The organism is Gaoshiqia sediminis, from assembly GCF_025907915.1.
Taxonomy (GTDB): Bacteria; Bacteroidota; Bacteroidia; order Bacteroidales; family Prolixibacteraceae; genus Gaoshiqia; species Gaoshiqia sediminis.
The window spans coordinates 37,175-59,745 of record NZ_JAPAAF010000019.1 but is presented as its reverse complement, the minus strand read 5'-3'; the positions used below and the strand labels follow the sequence as shown (position 1 = coordinate 59,745).

Here is a 22,571-nt window from a genome sequence, read left to right as displayed (position 1 = left end):
AATCACATTTACCCGGCAACGCAGAGCGAAAAGCCCCCAAAAGCCGAGTCATCCAATAGACCCGGAATTGAACACCGCATCCTCTCAATTTATTTCTGAAGTAAATCCCGGTTCAGTTTATCGTGACGATCGAACCCTTGATGGACAGCAAATAGCAGTTGCAACACATTGCTGAATAAACTGGTAAAGAAGATGATTATCATGACCATAATCTGGTATTTAACCGCCAACACAGGATCGGAGCCGCCGAGGATTTGGCCGGTCATCACACCGGGCAGCGAAACCAGGCCAACCGTGGCCATGGTAGCAATATTGGGCGCCATGCCCGTCCGGATTGCTTCTTTGAGAAACGGACGGACAGCCTCTTTGCGGGTAGCGCCTGCCGCCAGCAAAAACAAATAGGTTTTTTCTTCCTTCCGGGCCAGACTGAAAAAAGTCTTTAGTGCAACAATATTAGTTTTCAATACATTGCCGAGCATTAACCCGGCAACCGGAATCAGCACATCAGCCTGAAACACATTATCCAATTGAACGATGGCCGCATTGAAATATAGCATGGTGAACAAAGTTGGCAATAGCATGGAAGCGAAGGTGGGAAGCCAAAGTTTTTTCAAGCGCAGCGATGAATTCCGAATTCCCGAAAAGGCGGCAAAAAGAACCATCAGGCACACGTAGGCTAAGTTAACCAGTACATGATCGAGCAAAAAGATATATTTCAGATAAAAGCCCACAAAACCCAGTTGTACCAGCATGCGCAACACAGAGATAATCAACTGCCGGTTGAATCCAAGGCGGAGCTGCCAAACAAGAAGTACGGACGGTGCAATCAGCAACAATCCAAACGCCAGTCCGCTAATAGAAATATCTGCCGTATTCATGGACAAAAACGTGAGATTACTTTCATTGGCGGCACTTGCCACTCCGTGTCGTGACTCACACAAATGACGGTTTTATGGCTACGTACTGTGTAATCGATAAAAAACTGCTTCATTTTATCGTCAAGCGCCGAGGTGGGTTCGTCAAGCAACCACACCGGGCGATCGAGCAACAAGATGAGCGCCCAGCCCAATCGCTGACGTTCGCCACCAGAAATATCACTGGTATTCTTGCGAAGGATTTCTTCATTCAGCTGAACCTCGTGCAGCTTCTCCACCAATCTAACGGTGGAATAATGGCAGTTTTTATTAACAGTGTAACTAAAAATCTCCTGAAAAACCTCACTAACCCGTCCGTTCGGGAAATCAATATCCTGGCTAAGGTAGCCGATTTGACTGCGGATAAACCGCATATTTTCAGGCATTACCTCCCTTTTATTGAACAGGATTTTGCCTCCATCAGCCTCAACAAAACCCAAAACAAGTTTCAGCAGGCTCGTTTTTCCACTTCCGCTGGGGGCCGAAAAAACGACCTTGTCCCCTTTGGAAATATTCAGGTTAAACTGGTCCAACAGCTGTTTGTTACCCAGTTTTAGGGATACGTTTTTAAATCGGATCATGGAGAAAAGGTAAAATCAGACGACAAAAAAGCCGGATAGAAACATCCGGCATATTTTATTAACTCGCTTTTAATCGTTGTGCGTCATGCGGATCGATTTTCGACGCAGCATACTCCTTCGATATTTTGAGGTTTTTCACCCCTTCGGTTGGGCTGTCAAACATCGCATCAATCATGATATTCTCGCAGATCGAACGCAGTCCGCGGGCGCCAAGTTTGAATTCGATTGCTTTATCCACGATAAATTCCAGGGCATCTTCTTCAAAACTAAGTTCGATATCATCCAGCTCAAACAATTTGATATATTGTTTGATCAGAGAGTTTTTCGGTTCTGTAAGAATATTGCGTAAGGCCCCACGGTCGAGCGGCTGCAGGTAGGTCAGCACCGGCAAACGGCCTATGATTTCAGGGATTAGTCCGAAACTCTTCAGATCTTGCGGCGAAATATACTGCAAGAGGTTTTCGCGGTCAACCTGGTCGATATTCTTTTGTGCTCCGTAGCCAACAACCTTTGTATTCAACCGGTTGGCAATTTTCTTTTCAATGCCGTCAAACGCACCGCCGCAAATAAACAGAATATTCTTGGTATTGACGGCAATCATTTTTTGCTCGGGGTGCTTGCGTCCGCCTTGCGGCGGAACGTTTACAACCGAACCTTCGAGCAACTTGAGTAGCCCTTGCTGCACCCCTTCTCCAGACACGTCGCGTGTAATGGAAGGATTGTCGCCTTTACGGGCTATCTTATCAATCTCGTCGATAAATACAATACCCCGCTCTGCAGCTTCCACGTTATAATCGGCAGCTTGGAGCAGACGTGTCAACAAGCTTTCTACGTCCTCGCCCACGTAACCGGCTTCGGTCAGTACGGTAGCATCCACAATGGTGAACGGAACGTGCAGCATCCGGGCAATGGTTTTGGCCAGCAGGGTTTTCCCCGTACCGGTTTGTCCCACCAGGATGATGTTTGATTTTTCGATCTCAGTTTCATCGGTTTGGACTTTTTGGTTCAACCGTTTATAGTGATTGTAAACAGCCACCGACAGGATTTTTTTTGCCTGTTCCTGGCCGATAACATACTGATCCAAAAACTCTTTTATCTCCCTGGGTTTCATTAGCTTGACCCCGGAAAGGTCAAATTCGGTATCTTTCTTGAATTCTTCTTCTACAATCGCATACGCCTGTTCGATGCAGCGGTCGCAAATGTGTCCTTCCATCCCGGCAATCAGCAGGTTGACATCTTTCTTTTCCCGTCCGCAAAAAGAACATTTATCCATGGTATATCTTTCCTTTGACAATGCTTAACTCCTCACTAAAATTTCATCGATCATTCCATAATCCCTGGCTTCTTCCGAAGTCATCCAGTAGTCGCGATCGGCATCATGCTCTACTTGCTCATACGTTTTTCCGGCATGTTTGGCGATGATGTCGTACAATTCTTTTTTCAATTTTAAAATCTCGCGGGCCGTGATTTCAATATCAGAAGCCTGGCCTTGAGCGCCCCCCATTGGCTGGTGGATCATCACCCGCGAATGTTTCAGGGCCGAACGTTTGCCATGAGCGCCGGCGGTAAGCAAAACAGCTCCCATGGAGGCAGCCATACCGGTACAAATGGTGGCAATATCGGGCGAAATATATTGCATCGTGTCGTAGATGCCTAGTCCGGCATGAACCGATCCGCCCGGTGTATTGAAATAGATCTGAATATCTTTGTTCGGATCAGTTGATTCGAGAAACAACAATTGCGCCTGAATGATATTGGCGATGTAATCGTCGATCGGTGTGCCCAGAAAAATAATCCGGTCCATCATCAATCGCGAAAACACGTCCATCGACGCCACATTCAACTGTCTTTCTTCAATAATGTACGGGGTCAGGCTGTTGGTAAACAACGACTCGTACCGGTGCATGTTTAAACTACTGATTCCGATATGCCTGGTGGCATATTTGTTGAATTCTCTATGATCATTCATATTGTTGTCCTCCGTTAAAAAAAGAAACTTTGTAAAATCCGGTTGAAACCTGCGAATTGCTGAAACAAATTGCGGGACAGTCCGATTTTTACAAAGTTAAAAAAATATGTGTTGCCAGTTGCTTGAAAATTAATTTTCAAGCAATTTGTTAAATTCCTCCTGGCTGATTTCCTTTTCGTCCAGTGTCACTTTTGATTTAATGACTTCCAGAATTTTATCTTCCTGTACTTTAGTAAACAACCTCCGTTTTTCTTCTTCGTTTTGAAGGATATGGCCGGCATAGTTTTCCAGGTGCTCATCGGGTACGTTGAACATGCCGTACTGGCTGAATTGCATGGCTGCCACTTTCTTGGCCAGTTGCTTCACATCCTCATCGTTCACCTCAATTCCGTTATCTTTCACCAGTACTGATTTAATCAACTGCCAGCGAAGGTCTTTCATGAAATTGTCGAAATCGGCTTCGATTTGCTCATCGGTCAGTTCTTCATTGGTAGCTTTCAGCCAGCGCTTAAGGAACTCGACAGGCAGTTCCATGTCAACTTTTTCAACCAGCGAGTCGCGGCTGTCAATGGCAAATTTGTAATCGCTTGAATAATTGAAGTTTTCAGCCAGTTCAGCTTTCAGCTTATTACGGAATTCTTCTTCGGTTTTAATATCAGTGTCTTCGCCAAATGCCTTTTTGAACAATTCTTCATTGATCTCAGCATTTTTAAAATTCATGATTTCAGAAATGGTAAATTTGAATTCGCCATCAATATTTTCAGCTTCTTCGTGAGAAATGTTCAACATGTGGCCAACCTCGTGTTTGCTTTCGTAAACCTTTACCGGGTCAAAAATAACGCTGTCACCGGCCTTTTTGCCGATCATTTCATTTTTAACTGCCTCATCTTTCATCAAGTCAACTGCAATAATTACTTTTTCAGCTTTGATGCCATCTTCCAGTTCGTTTCCATCAACATCAAGCTGAACAAAGTCACCACGCAGGGTTGATTTCTCAGTTGCTTCATCTGCGTTTTCGTTTTCACCAAAACGTCCGGTATAGTTTTCAACTTGCTTGTTGACCATTTCATCATCCACAAGAATATTATAATAAGTGAATTTCTTGCGTTTGTCAAGCTTCACCTCAATTTCCGGAGCAACAGCAATGTCGAAAACGAACTCAAAATCTTCGGTGGTGTCCCAGTCAATTTTAGGTTGTTTTTCCTCGTTTGGAAGCGGTTCGCCCAGCAGATTCAGCTTTTCATCAACAATGTATTTCGACAGGTTGTGAGATAACATCTTGTTTACTTCGTCGGCCAGGATCGCTTTTCCGTACATTTTCTTTACCAGTCCGGCAGGAACTTTACCAGGACGGAAACCCGGCATATTGGCTTTTTTACGATAGTCTTTCAAAACTTCGTTTACCGTGGCTTCGTAATCGTTTTTTTCGATTTTTACGGTAATGATTGCATTTAGCTCGTTGATGTTCTCTTTAGTAATATTCATAAAATCCCACTTAATTTTTTTCAGAAAATGTGCGGATAACCAGCCAGTTACCCTTAATTATCAAATAAAAACCTGACGTTATAAACCAATAAAAACCGCTTGCTTGACGTTTGAGGTTCAAGCATAGCGGTTGAGCTTTCTTTTTGTGCGGACGAAGGGACTCGAACCCCCACGCCGTGTGGCACTAGATCCTAAGTCTAGCGCGTCTACCAATTCCGCCACGTCCGCTAATCGAGGCGCAAATATAAGGCAATTTTTCATTTCTGCAAACCCAAAAAAACAAAGTTACACAGAATATTTAGTGCGGTTGCCGGCTAGCGCAAAATAAAGTTTTGGCCGAGATAGACGCGGCGCACATCTTCGTCATTGGCCAATTCTTCGGCCGTGCCGGCTTTCAGGATGGAGCCTTCGAAAAGCAAGTAGGAACGGTCGGTGATTGACAGGGTTTCGTGTACGTTGTGATCGGTAATCAGCACGCCTATATTTTTCTCAATCAGCTTGCGCACAATTTCCTGAATATCTTCCACCGCAATGGGATCCACGCCGGCAAAAGGCTCGTCGAGCAAGATAAATTTGGGGTCGATGGCCAGGGCCCGGGCAATTTCGGTACGCCGCCGCTCCCCACCTGACAACTGATACCCTTTACTTTTACGGATGTGGGTCAAGCGAAACTCTTCGAGCAGCGACTCCAGCTTTTCTTTCTGATAAGCTTTGGTGTAATCAGTCATTTCGAGTACGGCCCGCAGGTTGTCTTCAATACTCAGCTGGCGAAATACCGATGCTTCCTGCGCCAAATAACCGATTCCCTGTTGTGCCCGTTTATACACCGGCAATTTGGTGATTTCCTCATCGTCCACAAAAATTTTCCCGGAAAGCGGCTGGATCAACCCTACGATCATATAGAACGAGGTAGTTTTTCCGGCACCGTTAGGTCCCAGCAGCCCTACAATTTCACCTTGGTTCACCTCAAACGAAACACCCTTAACGACAGTACGTTTCCGGTATTTCTTGACAATATTTTCTGCTCTTAACTTCATCAGTTTATTATTTAGATGGCATCCAGTTCGGCATCCGCTTTCTTTCTCACACGTTTCGCAATCAAGATACCGACTTCGTAAAGGAGCACCAGAGGCAGGCAAACCATAATCTGGCTAAAAACATCCGGGGGCGTGATCACCGCCGAAAGAATCAACAAGACGACATAGGCATGTCGGCGGTATTTCTTCATCATTTCGGGACCTAAAATGCCAACCTTACTTAAGAAGTAAACAAAAACAGGCAGTTCGAAAATCACACCGCTGGCCAAAGTAATGGACGTTACCGTACTGATATAGGAAAGGATGTTAATTTGATTGGAAACTTCGCCACTGATGGAGTACGAACCCAAGAAGTGAACCGACAGTGGTACGATTAAATAATAGCCAAACATAACCCCCAGAAAAAACAAAACGGACATGTAAAAAACCGCGCCCACCGAATTTTTACGTTCTTTTTCGTACAGAGCAGGTTTGATAAAACGCCAGAATTCGAAAATCACATACGGTGAGGATACAATCAGCCCGGCAATCAGCGAAGTCCAGATATGCGTCATAAACTGCCCGGCCATACTGATGCTGATCAGCTTTAACTCGGTCGTGTTAATACGCAGCGCATCCATTCCCGTCCAGTCTGCCAGACGGGCAAACAATTGATTGGTCCAAAAATCGGGCATCTTGGGGTTTAAAATAATGACGTCGAAAATGAGATCTTTTTTAATGAACGCCAGAATCGAAAATATCACAACGGCCAGAAACGCTCGGATCAAATGCCATCGCAATTCTTCGAGGTGTTCTAGAAACGACATCTCCGCGTTCGGGTCCTTCTTATTTTCCCCCTTTTTAGTTCGTTGTTTGTCGGTCATTTTGGGCTATTTGGTTCAGTAGTTATCAAAAAATTACCTGGTTAAAAAACCGGGACAAATATAGCGACTATTCACCATTTCGATAGGATGTCATTCCTTAAAAATTTTTAAATCAGGATTAAAGTGGGATAATTGAAAAAAAATCATTGCAATTTGAAACAGATTTTAGCTATCTTCGGATTCGCGTAAAAGATTCGTGACTAAGAAGATAATTAATTAATTGGCTTTATGAAGAATGAGCTAACATTAACCGAACAACTCCAGAGACATTTTGGTTTTGATCGGTTCAAAGGTCAGCAGGAAGAAGTAATTACCAGCGTACTGGAGGGGAAGGATACCTTTGTGCTTATGCCTACCGGAGGAGGCAAATCGCTTTGCTACCAATTACCGGCGTTGATCATGGAAGGAACGGCGATCGTTATCTCACCCCTGATCGCCTTGATGAAAAACCAGGTGGATTCGATCCGCAGCTTCGGCACCGAAGACGGCATTGCCCACTTTCTGAACTCATCACTAACCAAACAAGCGATTCAACAGGTAAAAGATGATGTTACCAACGGGAAAACCAAGCTGCTTTATGTAGCCCCCGAATCGCTTACCAAACAGGAAAACGTGGATTTTCTGAAATCAGTAAAAATATCGTTTTATGCCATCGATGAGGCCCACTGCATCTCGGAATGGGGGCACGATTTCCGCCCCGAGTACCGGCGCATCAGGCCCATCATCCAGGAAATCGGCAGCGCCCCCATCATTGCCCTCACGGCAACTGCTACGGCAAAAGTTCAGCACGACATTCAGAAAAACCTGGGCATGCTGGGCGCCAACGTTTTCAAAGCGTCATTTAACCGCCCCAACTTGTATTATGCCCTGAAACCAAAGGTGAAACCGGAAACACAGATCATCCGGTTCATCAAAGAAAATGAAGGCAAATCGGGCATTATTTATTGTCTGAGCCGGAAGAGAGTGGAAGAACTAGCCGAACTACTGAGGGTAAACGGAATCAAGGCATTGCCCTACCATGCCGGAATGGACTCGGCCACACGCTCGGGAAACCAGGATAAATTTTTGATGGAAGAAGTTGATGTTATTGTGGCAACCATCGCCTTTGGAATGGGAATCGACAAACCCGACGTGCGCTTTGTGATCCACTACGACATTCCGAAGAGCCTTGAAGGCTATTACCAGGAAACAGGGCGCGCCGGACGCGATGGCGGCGAAGGCCAGTGTATCGCCTTCTATTCCTATAAAGACATTCAGAAACTGGAAAAATTTATGCAGGGCAAGCCAGTAGCCGAGCAGGAAATCGGTCGCCAACTGCTGCTGGATACTGCTTCGTATGCCGAATCGGCCATCTGCCGCCGCATTATTCTGCTGAATTATTTTGGCGAAACACTGGAAGAACCTTGCGGTAATTGCGACAACTGCCTGAACCCAAAAGAACAGGTGGAAGCCAGCGACGAAGTGCGCCGCGCCCTGCTGGCCATTCAGGAAGTGAAAGAAAAATACAAAGCAGAGCATATCTCCGATATCCTGACCGGGAAAATGACTGCCGCCATTAAATCGTTCCACCACGACGAGCTGGAAGCCTTCGGCAAGGGCGACGACCACAGCGCCCGTTTCTGGAACGCTGTTTTCCGCCAAAGCATGATTGCCGGGCTCATCAGCAAGGATATCGAAAACTATGGATTGCTGAAACTGACCGAGAAAGGGATTGCCTTCATGGCTAAACCGGAGCCTTTCTTGTTGGTACGCAACCACAATTACGACGAGCTGGAGGAAGAATATACATCCCTGAATGCACCGTCGGGAAGTGCGGTGGGCGATCCCGAACTGTTCGAAATGCTGAAGGACCTGCGCAAAAAAGTGGCAAAAAAACACAACCTGCCCCCCTTCGTGATTTTTCAGGATCCATCGCTTTCTGATATGTCCATCCAATACCCGATCTCCATCGACGAACTGAAAAACATCCAGGGAGTGGGCGAAGGAAAGGCCAAACGCTACGGCGCCGAGTTTGTGGCGCTGATTAAATCGTACGTGGAAGATAACGGCATTGAGCGGGCGCAGGACATGGTGGTGAAAACCGTGGCCAACAAATCAAAAATGAAGGTCTCCATCATTCAAAGTATCGACCGCAAACTTTCGCTTGATGACATTGCCGATTCGAAAGGCATTGAAATGGGCGAGCTGATTTCGGAACTGGAAGCAATTGTCAACTCGGGCACCAAAATCAACATTGATTATTATATCGATGATTTGCTGGACGAAGACCACCAGGAAGAAGTCTATGACTATTTCCGGGAAGCCAAAGATGATTCCATTCAGGCAGCTTTGGATGAACTGGGCGAAGACGAATACACCGAAGAAGAACTCCGGCTGATGCGCATCAAGTTTATGTCGGAAATGGGAAATTAATCCATACAAAAAGCGGCTGATCATTTGACCAGCCGCTTATCTTTTTTATCGTATCTATTCGTGATTCCGGTATTTTCTTCCGGGATAAACCTTCAACGCTTCTTCAAGAATCTTCAGGGCCTTGCCCAGCTCCTTTTTCTTCAGCACGTAGGCAATGCGTACTTCATCTTTCCCATAACCTGGCGTGGTGTAAAAACCGGTTGCCGGAGCTAAAAATATGGTTTCGTTTTCATACTGAAACTCTTCGAGCAACCACGCGCAAAACTTGTCCGAATCATCAACCGGAAGCCGGGCCACCGTGTAAAAAGCGCCCATCGGAATAGGCGAGTAAACACCGTCAATGCGGTTGAGCCCGTCAATCAGAAACTTACGCCGTTCCACATACTCGTTGTACGAGTCCATCAAATACGTTTCGGTTTCTTCGAGCGATGCCTCGGCAGCAATTTGCCCGATCAGTGGCGGACTGAGCCTGGCCTGGCAAAACTTCATCACGTTCCGCCTCACTTCCTTGTTTTTTGTAATCAGCGCCCCCACCCGGATACCACATTCGCTGTAACGTTTCGACACCGAATCGATCAGGATGACATTCTGCTCTATCCCCTCCAGGTGAAAAGCAGAAATATACGGAGCGCCGGTGTAGCAGAACTCGCGGTAAACTTCATCGGAGAATAGGTACAGGTCGTACTTTTTAACCAAGTCGCGGATTTCGTTCATTTCCGACTGCGTATATAAATAACCGGTCGGGTTGTTCGGGTTGCAAATCATGAACCCTTTTGTTTTTGGAGTGATCAGTTTCTCAAACTCCTCTATTGACGGAAGGGCAAAACCTTCTTCAATTTTTGCAGGGATCGACTTAATAACCGCGCCTGCCACAATGGCAAATGCTTCGTAGTTGGCGTAAGCCGGCTCGGGAACAATAATTTCATCGCCCGGATCGAGGCACGACATAAACGCGAAGGTTACCGCCTCGCTGCCGCCCGCCGTTACGATGATGTCCTCCACATCAACATCAATTTTGAACTTGTGGTAGTATTTCGCCAGTTTCTGCCGAAACGACAAAACACCTTCACTTGGACTGTATTCCAGAATCTTTCTGTCAATACTCCGGATAGCATCGAGTGCACGCTGTGGAGTTGGCAGGTCGGGCTGACCAATATTTAAATGGTACACTTTACGGCCCATCTCTTTCGCTTTGTTGGCTAGCGGAACGAGTTTCCTGATAGGCGAATCAGGCATTTTATTACCCCGTATCGATGTGCTTGGCATAATTGAAAAAAATTTTTGCTAGGTCGGCAAATATACGATTAACAATTCTAAATAAAAATCAGTGTATCGTCTTAAAATTGAAATATTAATTCACCCGCTGGTTTTAATTTGTTAGCACCAACCAATACAACACATTTAAACCCGGCAAACGCAAGCTAACTATTTGGCGTTGGGGGAATTTCTTGTTGGTTTATCATGTTTTTCACCCAAACGTTCGTCTATTTTTGAAGCAAAAGGAATACTAAAACTTGCAGTTATGATTATTGGAGTACCAAAGGAAATCAAGAATAATGAAAACCGGGTGGCCCTGACGCCGGCCGGTGCTGCCGAGCTGACCAAACGCGGACACGAAGTCTATGTGCAAACAACGGCTGGTAATGGCAGTGGTTTTTCAGATGACGACTACCTGTCCGCCGGGGCCAAAATGCTTCCCACCATCGAAGAAGTGTATGGCATCGCTGAAATGATTATCAAGGTAAAGGAGCCCATCGCCCGCGAATATCCACTGATCAAAAAGGGACAGATCCTTTACACCTATTTCCATTTTGCTTCTTCGGAGGAACTGACCAACGCCATGATTGGAAACGGCTCGGTTTGCCTGGCCTACGAAACCGTTGAGCTGGATGACCGTTCGCTGCCACTGCTGGTTCCCATGTCGGAAGTGGCCGGGCGCATGTCCATCCAGGAAGGCGCCAAATACCTGGAGAAAACGTACGGTGGGTACGGCGTACTACTGGGCGGGGTGCCCGGGGTGCCGCCAGCCAAAGTACTGATCATCGGGGGAGGCATCGTAGGTACCGAAGCAGCTAAAATGTCTGCCGGACTAGGCGCTGACACCACGATCATGGATGTGAACCTGAAACGCCTGCGTTACCTCGACGACATTATGCCGGCCAACGTGAAAACCATGATGAGCAACGAGTACAACATCCGCGAGATGGTGAAAACCCACGACGTTATTGTTGGCGCGGTGCTGATCCCGGGGGCCAAAGCCCCGAAACTGGTTACCCGCGACATGATCCCGACCATGCGCCCGGGAACTGTGCTGGTGGACGTGGCCGTTGACCAGGGGGGCTGTTTCGAAACCACCCAGGCCACCACCCACGAACATCCCACTTTTGTGATCAACGACGTGATCCATTACTGTGTTGCCAACATGCCGGGGGCCGTGCCGCGCACCTCAACCATCGCGTTGACAAACGCAACGTTACCATACGCTATCCAGCTTGCCAACAAGGGGTGGAAGCAAGCCTGCAAAGACAGCCTTCCTTTAAGAAAAGGGTTGAATGTAGTTGACGGGAAAGTCGTTTACGATGGCGTGGCCGAAGCTTTCGGTCTGCCGTACGTTCCCGTTGATTCCGTTTTGTAATTTTTGAGGAGTTATTCTGAAGAGGCCCTGCCCAAAACGGCAGGGTTTTTTCGTTCCCGTATTTTTTGTGCTATCGCTTAAGCCTGGCATGAGACAACAATACCCCATTCTCAATGCTCTCAATGGCTTTGTGAAGCTCATACTGACAAATCACCGAATCATGCCTGCCCTTGCAGGTTTTCCCTTCCGGGTCATCGTGATATAATTCGTGCAAAACCGGCAAAGCCTGTTCCGAACCAATCTGCCCAAGCGTCCACACCGCCAGGTGGGTCCGATCGCGGGCCGGATTACTTTCGTCTCGAACAAAAGCGATCAACGCTTCCTCGGCCGTTCCGCCATATTTTTGTTGGGCAACAGTGATATTTTCTTTGGCACAGCAGTCAATCCAAATATAAGCCACCAACAATGTACAACCAAGCAATACAACAACGCCAATGGCCGAAAACAATATGATGCGTTTCATAACTTGCTTTTTTAACGGTCAATTTTACGAATGTGAAACACAGCAGGTTCGTAATAATATTCAAATCCATACGGACAAATATTACGGGACAATCAGTGTGTATCCATCCAGGCGATCATGGTTTCGAGAGCTAATCCGATATTCCCTATCTGACAATGATTTTGGGCATGTTCCTCCTCAGCAAAAACCCGGCCTGTAACCGACTTCGCATTAACCAAAGCCCGTAATTGCAGGTCATGCATCTTGAACGGAATAAAATGATCATTCCTGCCCGTCAATATCAGTACGTATTGCCTGACAAGCTCCGAATGAATATTGCCTTCGTTCATTTGTACATAAACATCCAGTGCATCCAGTGGCTTGCTTTTCCTGGTAATATATTTCAACTGATCAACCATCCATGCCGCCATGCCGTCCCTTCTCTCAAACTTCAAAGCAGCCATCCGGTTCATAAAAACTGGATAATGATTCATACACCACAGATGAATCTTTCGAAATACGGATGGCATACTTTTCATATAATCAATGGCATGTCCTGTTGCGATCACCCGTTTAATCCGGGGTTCAAATGCCGAAGCTCTCAAACACAACCACCCCCCCATCGAAATTCCAATCAAGGTCACTTCTTCAAGTTGAAAATAATCCAAAATGGTTTTCACCGGTTTCTCCCATTCAAGAGTTAACGGGAGACCAAACTTCCGTAAGGATGCACCTTGTCCCGGCCCTTCAAAGCCGATAACATCGTACCCCTGGCTTGAAAAGCAGGTCATCATCGAGTAAAATTCCTCAATAAACGAATCGAACCCGCCATGAATGACCACGGTGCCTTTGGAGGAAACCGCAGCGGGAATCCTTAACGCAACCAGATATGCCCCTTCATACGGAACGATGTGCTCTTCAATCTCATCCTCCTCAAAAACCGTATAAAACAGGTCGATAAACTTATCATACAAAACACTTTTATCCGGATCGTCCGATTTCGTGTAAAATTCGGCAGCTCTGAAATAAAATGCGGCATTCAGCAAACGACCTTCCGAAACTGCTTTTTCAGCCTGTCCCAGCATTTCTCTTTTCCAATCGCTAAACGAACTTATTTTCCGGCCTGCTTCTCTCATATCTTGCAACCGGGCATAGCCAAAAGCATATGGTCGATTAAGTTGAAAATTGAAAAGTTGTTTGTTGTGAAACTTTTCGTATCCAACCGGAAATTCAAATTTATGTTTTCCAGGTGCCCCCATTAGCCATATATTATTCTATCTATACAAATGAAATCTGTTTTTACATTCGAAAACGATGTAGTTGAACGATCGAAGGAATCCCAGCTCTATCCGTCGTTTTCTCATTAAAAACGCCGACTAAAACTAATTGCCCCAACATTGCCCCCGGAATTCATACCGCGTTCATCGCATTTACCGGATCGAGGCGGGCAGCCGTGAGGGCTGGCATAAAACCGGAAATCAACCCGATAACGCCCGACACCAGCAGGCCCAGCACCACATTGCCCATGCTGAGGGCCAAGGTTAGGTCACTCGCCGCCCGAACAATTCCCGTGCCCGCAAAAACCAGCATCAGCCCAACAACCCCTCCCAGCAACGACAAGATAACCGCTTCAAAAATAAACTCCAGCAAGATAAAATAGCGCTTGGCGCCCAGCGATTTCTGGATGCCAATAATGTGGGTGCGCTCTTTCACCGACACAAACATAATATTGGCAATGCCAAAACCACCCACCAGGATGCTAAAACTGCCTATGACGGTGCCGGCCAGATTGAATACTTTAAAGAAGGCGTCGAAGCGGGTCGAAATCACGCTCACTTCGTTCAGGGCAAAATCGTTTTCTTCCATGGGTTTAAGTCGATGAAGTGTACGCATAATACCTTCCAGCTCTGCCATAAACTGGTCACTGTCCACATTGGGGCGCGCCTTTACGTTGATGGTCTGCCCCATGTCGCGGTTACGGAAATCAACCATGTTGGCAGCGTACCCCACCGGAATCTGAATCATCTGATCCATGCTGGTACCAAACATATCGGCGCCCTTCCGTTTATAGCTGCCAATCACATAAAACCGGTGTCCCTGTATTTTGATCTCTTTTCCCACCGGGTTGCGCCCTTCAAACAGGCGGTCAACCAGTTCGCTGCCCACCACGGTCAAAGCCATGCCCGAGCGCATTTCCGATTCGGTATAATAACGCCCGTGCTCAATATCCACGCTCCAGGTGTCCATCAAATCGTACGTGGTAGCCAGCACGGGGATGTCATCGGCCTTGGCGTTACCGTATTGAATGGTACTGCTGAGGCCAACAAAGAAAACCACATGCTGCGACAAGGCTGATTGCCTGGCGATCACCTCGGCATCTTCCACCGTTGGCACCGGCCGGTTCAGGTATTTCCACCAGGGATATTCGTTTTCGCCCTCTGGTGGGGTCCAGGGCCATTTCTGAATAAATACCATGTTGTTGCCCAGGGTATTCAGGTTTTCACGAATGTAGTTTTCCAGAGAGTCGATAACGGTAAACACCGAAATGATGGCAAAAATACCAATCGTAATCCCCAAAAGCGACAAAAACGTGCGGAGCTTGTTGCCGCGCAGCGAGTTGCCCGCAAAAGATAAACTTTCAAATATCAACCGAAATAACAGCATGCCCCCTGAATTTACCGTTAAAGTTAAACGATTTCGGGATGGTTTGTTGCGTTTTCGATCGGATAAAATTGCCTTCGCCTAACCCTCCGAATAGCTGCCAGCCTTTGCCACCTGAAAATGCTGCTTTTTTTCTCAGAAGAAATTTCTGAAATGACGATGGGAGAAACAAAAAAACCAACCGATTTTATTATCTTTGCGCATCAATCTCAAAAGACTATAAATGAAGGATTTAAAAAAGATTAAGTCAGCACTGATTTCCGTTTATCATAAGGACAAGTTAGACATTATCGTAAAGAAACTGGATGAGCTGGGCGTTCAACTTTATTCTACAGGAGGAACGCAGTCTTTTATTGAAAGTTTAGGAGTAGCTGTGACCGCCGTTGAAGACCTCACCGGGTATCCGTCCATCTTGGGCGGACGCGTAAAAACCCTTCACCCCAAAGTATTTGGCGGCATTTTAAACCGTCGCGAAAACACAGGCGACCAGCAGCAAATTGCCCAATACGAAATCCCCGAAATCGACCTGGTAATTGTCGATCTGTACCCGTTTGAAGAAACAGTGGCTTCGGGAGCTTCAGAAGACGACATTATTGAAAAAATCGATATTGGCGGTATTGCCCTGATCCGCGGGGCAGCCAAAAACTTCAACGACGTGATCATCCTCTCGTCGCGCGATCAGTACGAAGAGTTCATCGCACTACTGAATGAAAAGAACGGCGAAAGCTCATTGGAAGACCGGAAAGCCTTTGCCCGCAAAGCGTTTGCAACCTCATCTCATTACGACTCTGCCATCTTCAACTACTTTAACGGTGGCGGCATGACCGACAAAAACCGCATCAGCCTGAACGACGGACAAGTGTTGCGCTACGGCGAGAACCCGCATCAATCGGCCACCTTCTATAAATTCAGCAATGCCCAATCGGATGTGACCCTGGCCAATGCGCAGGTATTGCAAGGCAAGGAACTTTCGTACAACAACCTGCTGGATGCCGATGCTGCCTGGAAATCGGCCAGCGATGCTTACCATGCCGTTACGCATATCGAAAACAAAGTGGCCGTTTCGGTCATCAAGCACCTCAATCCATGCGGATTGGCGGTAACCGACAACATCCTGAAGTCGCTCGACCTGGCTTGGGAAGGCGACCCAATCAGCGCGTTTGGCAGCATTATTTGCTTCACTGGCACGGTTACCAAAGAAGTAGCCGAATGGTTTGGCAAAAAGTTCGTTGAGATCATCATCGCCCCGGAGTTCACGCCCGAGGCGCTCGAAATATTCGAAAAGAAGAAAAACCTGCGCTTGTTGGTTAGCCCGGTGAAAGCCGAAACCACTGGCGAAAAACTGTTCCGCTCCATCAGTGGCGGCATGTTGGTGCAGGATGAAGACGAAGGTATGGATGCCGAATTTAAAAATGTCACCAAAATACAGTTCGACAACAATAAAATGAACTTGGCCAAGTTTGGTATTACAGCGTGCAAACACCTCAAGAGTAATGCCATCGCGTTGGTAACCCAAAACAGCGACGGTTCGTTCTGGCTGACCGGCGCCGGCATGGGGCAACCCAACCGGTTGGACAGCCTCCGTCAGTTGACCATTCCCCGTTTCAACATGAAAGAAGGGATTAACATTGAAGAAGCCGTACTGATTTCAGATGCTTTCTTCCCCTTCCGCGACAGCATTGAAGCGGCCAACGAATTTGGTGTGAAATACGTGGTGGAACCCGGCGGCAGCATCCGCGATGAAGAAGTAATCCAGGCTTGTGACGAATTTGGCATTGCCATGCTGTTTACCGGCCGCCGTCACTTTAAACATTAAAAAAAAGGAAAGTCTGTAAAAGGACCCGGAAATAGAAGGAGAATTAAACATGGGATTGTTTTCGTTTTTAACCCAGGAAATTGCTATTGACCTTGGAACGGCCAACACAATCATCATTCAGAATGATAAAATTGTGCTGGACGAACCCTCGGTGGTAACCATTGACCTGAAGACGGAGAAGTTGGTGGCCATTGGCGAGAAAGCTCGCCAGATGCAGGGTAAAACACATGCCAACCTGAAAACCATCAGGCCCCTGCGCGATGGTGTAATTGCCGACTTCAACGCCGCCGAACAGATGATCCGGGGCATGATTAAAATGATCAACCCCAAATCACGATGGTTCTCGCCCTCGCTGAAAATGGTGGTGTGCATCCCATCGGGGTCAACCGAAGTTGAGATACGTGCGGTACGCGACTCGTCCGAACATGCCGGCGGACGCGAAGTATATATGATTTACGAACCCATGGCCGCCGCCATTGGCATTGGCCTGGACGTGGAAGCACCCGAAGGCAACATGATTGTGGACATTGGCGGGGGAACAACCGAAATCGCTGTGATTTCGCTGGGCGGAATCGTCACCAACAAATCGATCCGCATTGCCGGCGACGACCTGACCGCAGACATCATGGAGTATATGCGCCACCAGCACAACATCAAAATTGGTGAACGCACCGCCGAAGAAATCAAGATCAACGTGGGTTCGGCGCTTTCGCAACTCGAAAATCCGCCCAACGACTATATCGTGCAAGGGCCCAACCAGATGACAGCATTGCCTATCGAGGTGCCTGTTTCGTACCAGGAGATTTCACATTGTCTGGAGAAATCCATTTCGAAAATTGAAACGGCCGTGTTGAGCGCCCTGGAACAAACGCCGCCCGAACTTTATTCGGACATTGTTACCAAGGGGATTTACCTGGCTGGCGGTGGCGCCCTGTTGCGTGGTCTCGACAAGCGTTTATCCGAAAAAATCAACATTCCTTTCCGTGTGGCTGAAGACCCTTTACGGGCAGTGGCACGCGGTACCGGAATTGCCCTTAAAAATGTTGACAAATTCTCCTTCCTGATCAGGTAAACCTGAACAGGAGGGGGCAAACCTTCCTGTAAATGAGAAGTTTGTTTCGATTTCTGTCCCAGAATTATTTTTTTCTGCTTTTTCTGGTACTTGAATCCATATCACTGGTACTGATTGTGAATTACAACAATTTTCAAAAAGTGCAGTTTCTTAATTCGAGCAACCGGGTGACGGCCAGCATTTACGAATCGTTCAATTCCGTTTACAGCTTTTTCAACCTGAAACAGACCAACGCCGAGCTGGCAGCCGAAAATGCCAGGCTGAGAAACCAGCTTCAGACATTTATTGGAGAGATGGTCCCCCTGCAAGCGGACAGCATCCCGACCGACAGTGTGCAATACGAATTCATTCCGGCACGAGTAATCAACAGCTCGTTCAACAAACAATACAATTACATCACGCTCAACAAAGGAAGAAAGGATGGTGTGGAACCCGACATGGGCATTATTGGTCCAACCGGGGTGGTGGGCATCATCACCCAGGTAAGCGATCATTACGCCACCGGCCCTACCATTTTGAACAAACGCTGGCGGGTTTCGGCAAAAATAAAATCGAGCAACTATTTTGGCTCATTGGCTTGGGACGGCCTCAACTATCAAAAAGCATCGCTTAACGAAATCCCGTTCCATGTAGAGATGACAATCGGCGACACAATTGTTACCAGCGGCTATTCATCCGTTTTTCCCGAAGGGATTCCCATTGGCCAGATTGATGACTTTACCTATCAAAGCGGAGACAATTTTTACGATATCAGTGTAACACTGACCACCAACTTCGCCAATCTGAGCCACGTGGAAGTCATTAAAAACAAACATCGAAACGAGTTGAACAACATGCAACAGCAATACCGGAATGAGTAAAGCGATCGGAAAATATGTGATTATGTGGGTTGTGCTGGTCCTGTTACAGGTGCTACTGCTCAACCACATCCAGATCAGCGGGTATATCAATCCGTATCTGTACATCTTGTTCATCCTGCTGCTGCCCTTTGACACTCCAAAATATTTGTTGCTGATTTTAGGATTTTTATTGGGACTGAATGTAGATATCTTCAGCAATACCCCGGGTATCCACGCTTCAGCAACGACTTTTCTGGCATTTATCCGCCCCGCGGTCATTCGTCTTATTTCGTCGCGCGACGTGCTCGAATTGAACACGCCCCCCCGTTTGGGTTCTTTGGGTTTTCACTGGTTTTTCAAGTATTCCCTGATTCTGGTGCTGGCTCATCATTTCTTCCTGTTTTATGTTGAAGTTTTTACCCTGAAAGGATTTATCTTTACCTTTTTCCGTAGTGTATTGAGCTCGGCATTCACCCTAGTGTTAATCATCATCAGCCAATATCTGATTTATAAGGAGTAGTTGAAGTGGACAAATTTGCCAGACGAAAATATATTCTGGGGGCTATCTTTGTTGTTATTGTCCTGATCTTTATCATTAGACTATTCACCCTTCAGGTGCTGGACAGTTCGTACAAGCAATACGCCACACAAAACGTGCTCCGGCGCGTAATCAACTACCCCGCCCGCGGACTGATTTACGACCGCAATGGTAAGCTACTGGTTTACAACAAAGCGGCTTATGACTTATTGGTCACCCCGCGCGAAATGGCTCCTTTCGACACGACGCAATTTTGCGAAATCCTAAAAATTGAAAAGGCCGAATTGATAGACGGACTCAATAAAGCAAAGAAATATTCCCGCTACAAACCCTCGGTAGTCATTAAGCAATTATCGCCCGAGGGCTACGCTGTGCTGCAGGAAAAGCTTTTTAAATTTCCGGGCTTCTTTGTCCAATCGCGAACCCTGCGCGAATACCCCCAAAAAATTGCGGCACACATGCTTGGCTATGTAGGTGAGGTTGACCGCTCTGCTATCCAAAAAGATAAGTATTATTCGCAAGGCGACTACATTGGTGTGACAGGACTGGAGCGTGCTTACGAAAAAGAACTACGCGGACGGAAAGGTGTGAATTTTTTCCTGGTAGATGTGCACAACCGGCTGAAAGGAGCCTATCTGGAAGGACTCAGTGATACCGTAGCGGTGCTTGGACAAAACCTGGTTTCGACGATCGACAGTGAGCTGCAACGCTACGCAGAACAATTAATGCAAAACAAACGGGGAGCCGTGGTGGCCATTGAACCCAAAACCGGCGAAATCCTTAGTTTTTACAGCGGGCCTAGCTACGACCCAAATCTATTAGTGGGCCGGGAACGCAGCGCCAATTATCAGATATTGCTGCGGGACACCCTGAAACCGCTCACCAACCGGGCCATTTCAGCAGCCTATTCGCCGGGATCAACCTTCAAAACCTTAAACGCGCTGATTGCCTTACAAGAAGGTGTGATTAGCGAATATACTGCTGTTACCTGTAACGGAACGGCCTCCAGCCCAATTCGCTGCACCCACTTTCACGAATCGCCGATCGCGTTGAAAGGGGCTATCCGCGAATCATGCAACCCCTACTTCTGGAATACTTTTAGGGCCACCATCCAAAAATACCGAAAAGCGGAGGATGGGTACAATGCCTGGCGCTCACATGTATTGAGCTTTGGCCTTGGGGAGCCCTTAGGTAAAGAATTTTTGGGACAGTCATCCGGTAATATTCCGGCATCTTCGTACTACGACCGGTATTTTGGCAAAAACCGCTGGAATGCACTTACCGTCCGCTCCCTCTCTATCGGGCAAGGTGAAATCATTCTGACGCCATTACAAATGGCCAACCTGGCTGCTACCATCGCCAACAGAGGTTATTACATCGAGCCCCACCTGATCCGTTCGGTATCCGAAAAAGAAGGAGAAACGCACCGGCTGGCATTCCAACGGAAAAACACCACAGTGGCGCCCGAACATTTCGAATCCGTCATAGAGGGAATGCAACAAGTGGTCGATCAGACCAATACGCGCTATACAGCACATGTTGAAGGCATCGAAATTTGCGGAAAAACCGGCACAATTCAGAACCCGCATGGATCCGACCACTCGGCCTTCATTGCCTTTGCCCCGAAAGATAATCCTCAAATTGCCATCGCTGTTTTTGTGGAATTTGGGGTATGGGGGGCACGCCACGCTGCTCCCATTGCCAGTTTGTTGATCGAAAAATACCTGAACGACTCGATCGGCTCACCTTCCCGAAAGCTGCTGGAGCAACGCATGTTCGACTCCAATTTGTTAAACCCAAATCAACCCAAATAGAGTGGCAAGCAGAAATAATATATGGGCAAATCTGGACTGGCTGACCATCAGCTTGTACGTGCTGTTGGTATTCATGGGATGGATCAATATTTATGCAGCCGTGTACAACGAAGAGCACAGCAGCATTCTCGACATGAGCCAGCGCTACGGAAAACAGTTGCTGTGGATAACGGCGGCATTTGTCCTCGCCGCCACCCTGCTGATCTTCGACAGTAAATTTTACGTATCGTTTGCCTATGTTTTTTACGGGGCCACCATTTTACTGTTGGTAGGCATCCTGTTTTTCGGCTCGGAAGTTAAGGGAGCCAGGGCTTGGTTCCAGATTGGCGGTTTTGCCATCCAGCCGGCTGAATTTGCCAAGTTCACCACAGCCCTGGCGCTGGCCAGGTTTACCAGTTCATACACCTTCAAGATGGAGAATTTCAAGTCGCTGGCTGGTATCGGGGGCATCCTGCTCTTGCCGGTTGCACTTATTTTCCTTCAGAATGATACCGGTTCAGCCCTAGTGTTTGGCGTTTTCGTGCTGGTTCTTTACCGCGAAGGAATGTCGGGAGTGGTGCTGTTTCTGGGCTTGTTGATAGCCATTGTGTTTATCATGACCCTTGTGCTCGATCCGGTAACAACCATCCTGGTACTGACTCTGGCGGCTTTTGTTGCCTACTACTTATTTCAACGATCGTTGGCCGAAAGCATCAAAGGACTCTCCATATACACTGCCTTTTTTGGTCTCATTTGGTTGGGAAATTACTTATTGAAGTTGGGATATGAAAACACAGATTTATTGCTTGTTTCCTCCGTCCTCTCTACAGCCATATTCACCCTGTTTGCATACCGCAAAATGCTGAAACAAACGCTGGTCATCCCCGGACTTTATATCCTGCTTGTTTTCATGACCTTTTCTGTAGATTATGTATTCAATGAAGTACTGGAGCCCCATCAACAAGCCCGAATCAACGAACTGTTAGGTATTCAGTCCGACCCGCTGGGCGTAGGATATAACGTCAACCAATCTAAAATTGCCATTGGGTCAGGCGGTTTCTCCGGCAAGGGTTTTCTGAATGGCACTCAAACCAAGTTTGACTTTGTGCCCGAGCAAAGTACCGATTTCATTTTCTGCACAGTGGGTGAAGAATGGGGATTTTTGGGTACAACTACCATTCTGCTGCTGTTTCTGGCCTTATTGCTCCGGCTGGTTGTACTGGCCGAACGGCAACGCTCCGTATTCAGCCGGGTGTATGGCTACAGCGTAGCCAGCATCCTGTTTTTCCACATTGCCATAAACGTAGGAATGACGATAGGCCTGGTACCGGTTATTGGTATTCCGCTTCCGTTTTTTAGCTATGGTGGCTCATCACTCTGGTCATTCACCATTTTACTTTTCATCTTTTTACGACTGGATGCCAGCCGGATGGAAAAATTGAGCCATTGACATGCCTCTACGACACCCCGCAAAATTTCCCCATCCGGCTTATTTTTCGTATCTTTAAGCTGCT

19 protein-coding genes and 1 tRNA gene are annotated in these 22,571 nt (G+C 47.1%); 8 read left to right on the top strand and 12 right to left on the bottom strand.

Features of this window, described 5'->3' with window-relative positions:
- Positions 1–89: 89 nt before the first annotated feature.
- The 8 genes from N2K84_RS12965 to tatC form a co-directional block, all read right to left on the bottom strand.
- Positions 90–878 (bottom strand): ABC transporter permease, encoded by a 789-nt coding sequence (locus N2K84_RS12965; RefSeq protein WP_282592249.1) that lies wholly within the window; start codon positions 876–878, stop codon positions 90–92.
- The gene (locus N2K84_RS12960) at positions 875–1,495 is read right to left on the bottom strand and encodes an ABC transporter ATP-binding protein (protein WP_282592248.1); all 621 of its coding nucleotides are present in this window, start codon (positions 1,493–1,495) and stop codon (positions 875–877) included. The genes N2K84_RS12965 and N2K84_RS12960 overlap by 4 nt, the downstream gene beginning before the upstream one ends.
- A 58-nt stretch (positions 1,496–1,553) precedes the next feature.
- On the bottom strand, positions 1,554–2,768 hold the full coding sequence (gene clpX / locus N2K84_RS12955) for an ATP-dependent Clp protease ATP-binding subunit ClpX (RefSeq protein ID WP_282592247.1): 1,215 nt from the start codon (positions 2,766–2,768) through the stop codon (positions 1,554–1,556).
- A gap of 24 nt (positions 2,769–2,792) precedes the next feature.
- Entirely contained in the window at positions 2,793–3,464 is a 672-nt protein-coding gene (gene clpP / locus N2K84_RS12950) for an ATP-dependent Clp endopeptidase proteolytic subunit ClpP (RefSeq protein WP_282592246.1), read from the bottom strand.
- Positions 3,465–3,593: 129 nt separating this feature from the next.
- Positions 3,594–4,949, bottom strand: a complete 1,356-nt coding sequence (tig, locus tag N2K84_RS12945; RefSeq protein ID WP_282592245.1) for a trigger factor — start codon at positions 4,947–4,949, stop codon at positions 3,594–3,596.
- A 146-nt stretch (positions 4,950–5,095) separates the two neighbouring features.
- Positions 5,096–5,177 (bottom strand) — tRNA-Leu (locus tag N2K84_RS12940).
- Positions 5,178–5,263: 86 nt separating this feature from the next.
- A complete protein-coding gene (gene lptB, locus N2K84_RS12935; RefSeq protein ID WP_345894138.1) occupies positions 5,264–5,986 on the bottom strand; it encodes an LPS export ABC transporter ATP-binding protein in 723 nt (240 codons plus the stop codon).
- Between the two features lie 11 nt (positions 5,987–5,997).
- A complete protein-coding gene (tatC, locus tag N2K84_RS12930) occupies positions 5,998–6,849 on the bottom strand; it encodes a twin-arginine translocase subunit TatC (RefSeq protein WP_282592244.1) in 852 nt (283 codons plus the stop codon).
- A gap of 228 nt (positions 6,850–7,077) precedes the next feature.
- On the opposite strand from tatC, the gene recQ reads away from it, so the two are divergent.
- Positions 7,078–9,261: a DNA helicase RecQ gene (gene recQ, locus N2K84_RS12925; RefSeq protein ID WP_282592243.1), complete on the top strand. Its 2,184-nt coding sequence runs from the start codon at positions 7,078–7,080 to the stop codon at positions 9,259–9,261.
- Positions 9,262–9,315: 54 nt separating this feature from the next.
- Here recQ and N2K84_RS12920 read toward each other — a convergent pair whose 3' ends face one another.
- Positions 9,316–10,527, bottom strand: a complete 1,212-nt coding sequence (locus N2K84_RS12920) for a pyridoxal phosphate-dependent aminotransferase (RefSeq protein WP_282592242.1) — start codon at positions 10,525–10,527, stop codon at positions 9,316–9,318.
- A gap of 256 nt (positions 10,528–10,783) precedes the next feature.
- Here N2K84_RS12920 and ald point away from each other — a divergent pair, with 256 nt between their 5' ends.
- Entirely contained in the window at positions 10,784–11,896 is a 1,113-nt protein-coding gene (gene ald / locus N2K84_RS12915) for an alanine dehydrogenase (RefSeq protein ID WP_282592241.1), read from the top strand.
- 70 nt (positions 11,897–11,966) lie between these two features.
- Here ald and N2K84_RS12910 read toward each other — a convergent pair whose 3' ends face one another.
- The 3 genes from N2K84_RS12910 to N2K84_RS12900 form a co-directional block, all read right to left on the bottom strand.
- The gene (locus N2K84_RS12910) at positions 11,967–12,359 is read right to left on the bottom strand and encodes a HEAT repeat domain-containing protein (protein ID WP_282592240.1); all 393 of its coding nucleotides are present in this window, start codon (positions 12,357–12,359) and stop codon (positions 11,967–11,969) included.
- A gap of 92 nt (positions 12,360–12,451) precedes the next feature.
- A complete protein-coding gene (locus N2K84_RS12905; protein WP_282592239.1) occupies positions 12,452–13,597 on the bottom strand; it encodes an alpha/beta hydrolase in 1,146 nt (381 codons plus the stop codon).
- Between the two features lie 151 nt (positions 13,598–13,748).
- Positions 13,749–15,002 carry an ABC transporter permease gene (locus tag N2K84_RS12900; RefSeq protein ID WP_282592238.1) on the bottom strand — a complete coding sequence of 418 codons (1,254 nt, stop codon included), beginning with the start codon at positions 15,000–15,002 and terminating at the stop codon, positions 13,749–13,751.
- A 220-nt stretch (positions 15,003–15,222) separates the two neighbouring features.
- On the opposite strand from N2K84_RS12900, the gene purH reads away from it, so the two are divergent.
- The 6 genes from purH to rodA are packed head-to-tail and all read left to right on the top strand — an operon-like array spanning position 15,223 to position 22,507.
- On the top strand, positions 15,223–16,815 hold the full coding sequence (gene purH, locus N2K84_RS12895) for a bifunctional phosphoribosylaminoimidazolecarboxamide formyltransferase/IMP cyclohydrolase (protein WP_282592237.1): 1,593 nt from the start codon (positions 15,223–15,225) through the stop codon (positions 16,813–16,815).
- A 49-nt stretch (positions 16,816–16,864) separates the two neighbouring features.
- Positions 16,865–17,887 carry a rod shape-determining protein gene (locus N2K84_RS12890; protein WP_282592236.1) on the top strand — a complete coding sequence of 341 codons (1,023 nt, stop codon included), beginning with the start codon at positions 16,865–16,867 and terminating at the stop codon, positions 17,885–17,887.
- Between the two features lie 32 nt (positions 17,888–17,919).
- The gene (gene mreC / locus N2K84_RS12885) at positions 17,920–18,747 is read left to right on the top strand and encodes a rod shape-determining protein MreC (RefSeq protein WP_282592235.1); all 828 of its coding nucleotides are present in this window, start codon (positions 17,920–17,922) and stop codon (positions 18,745–18,747) included.
- A complete protein-coding gene (gene mreD, locus N2K84_RS12880; protein WP_282592234.1) occupies positions 18,740–19,246 on the top strand; it encodes a rod shape-determining protein MreD in 507 nt (168 codons plus the stop codon). The genes mreC and mreD overlap by 8 nt, the downstream gene beginning before the upstream one ends.
- A 5-nt stretch (positions 19,247–19,251) precedes the next feature.
- On the top strand, positions 19,252–21,078 hold the full coding sequence (gene mrdA / locus N2K84_RS12875; protein WP_282592233.1) for a penicillin-binding protein 2: 1,827 nt from the start codon (positions 19,252–19,254) through the stop codon (positions 21,076–21,078).
- Between the two features lies 1 nt (position 21,079).
- Positions 21,080–22,507 (top strand): rod shape-determining protein RodA, encoded by a 1,428-nt coding sequence (gene rodA, locus N2K84_RS12870; RefSeq protein ID WP_282592232.1) that lies wholly within the window; start codon positions 21,080–21,082, stop codon positions 22,505–22,507.
- The last annotated feature ends 64 nt before the right edge of the window (positions 22,508–22,571 follow it).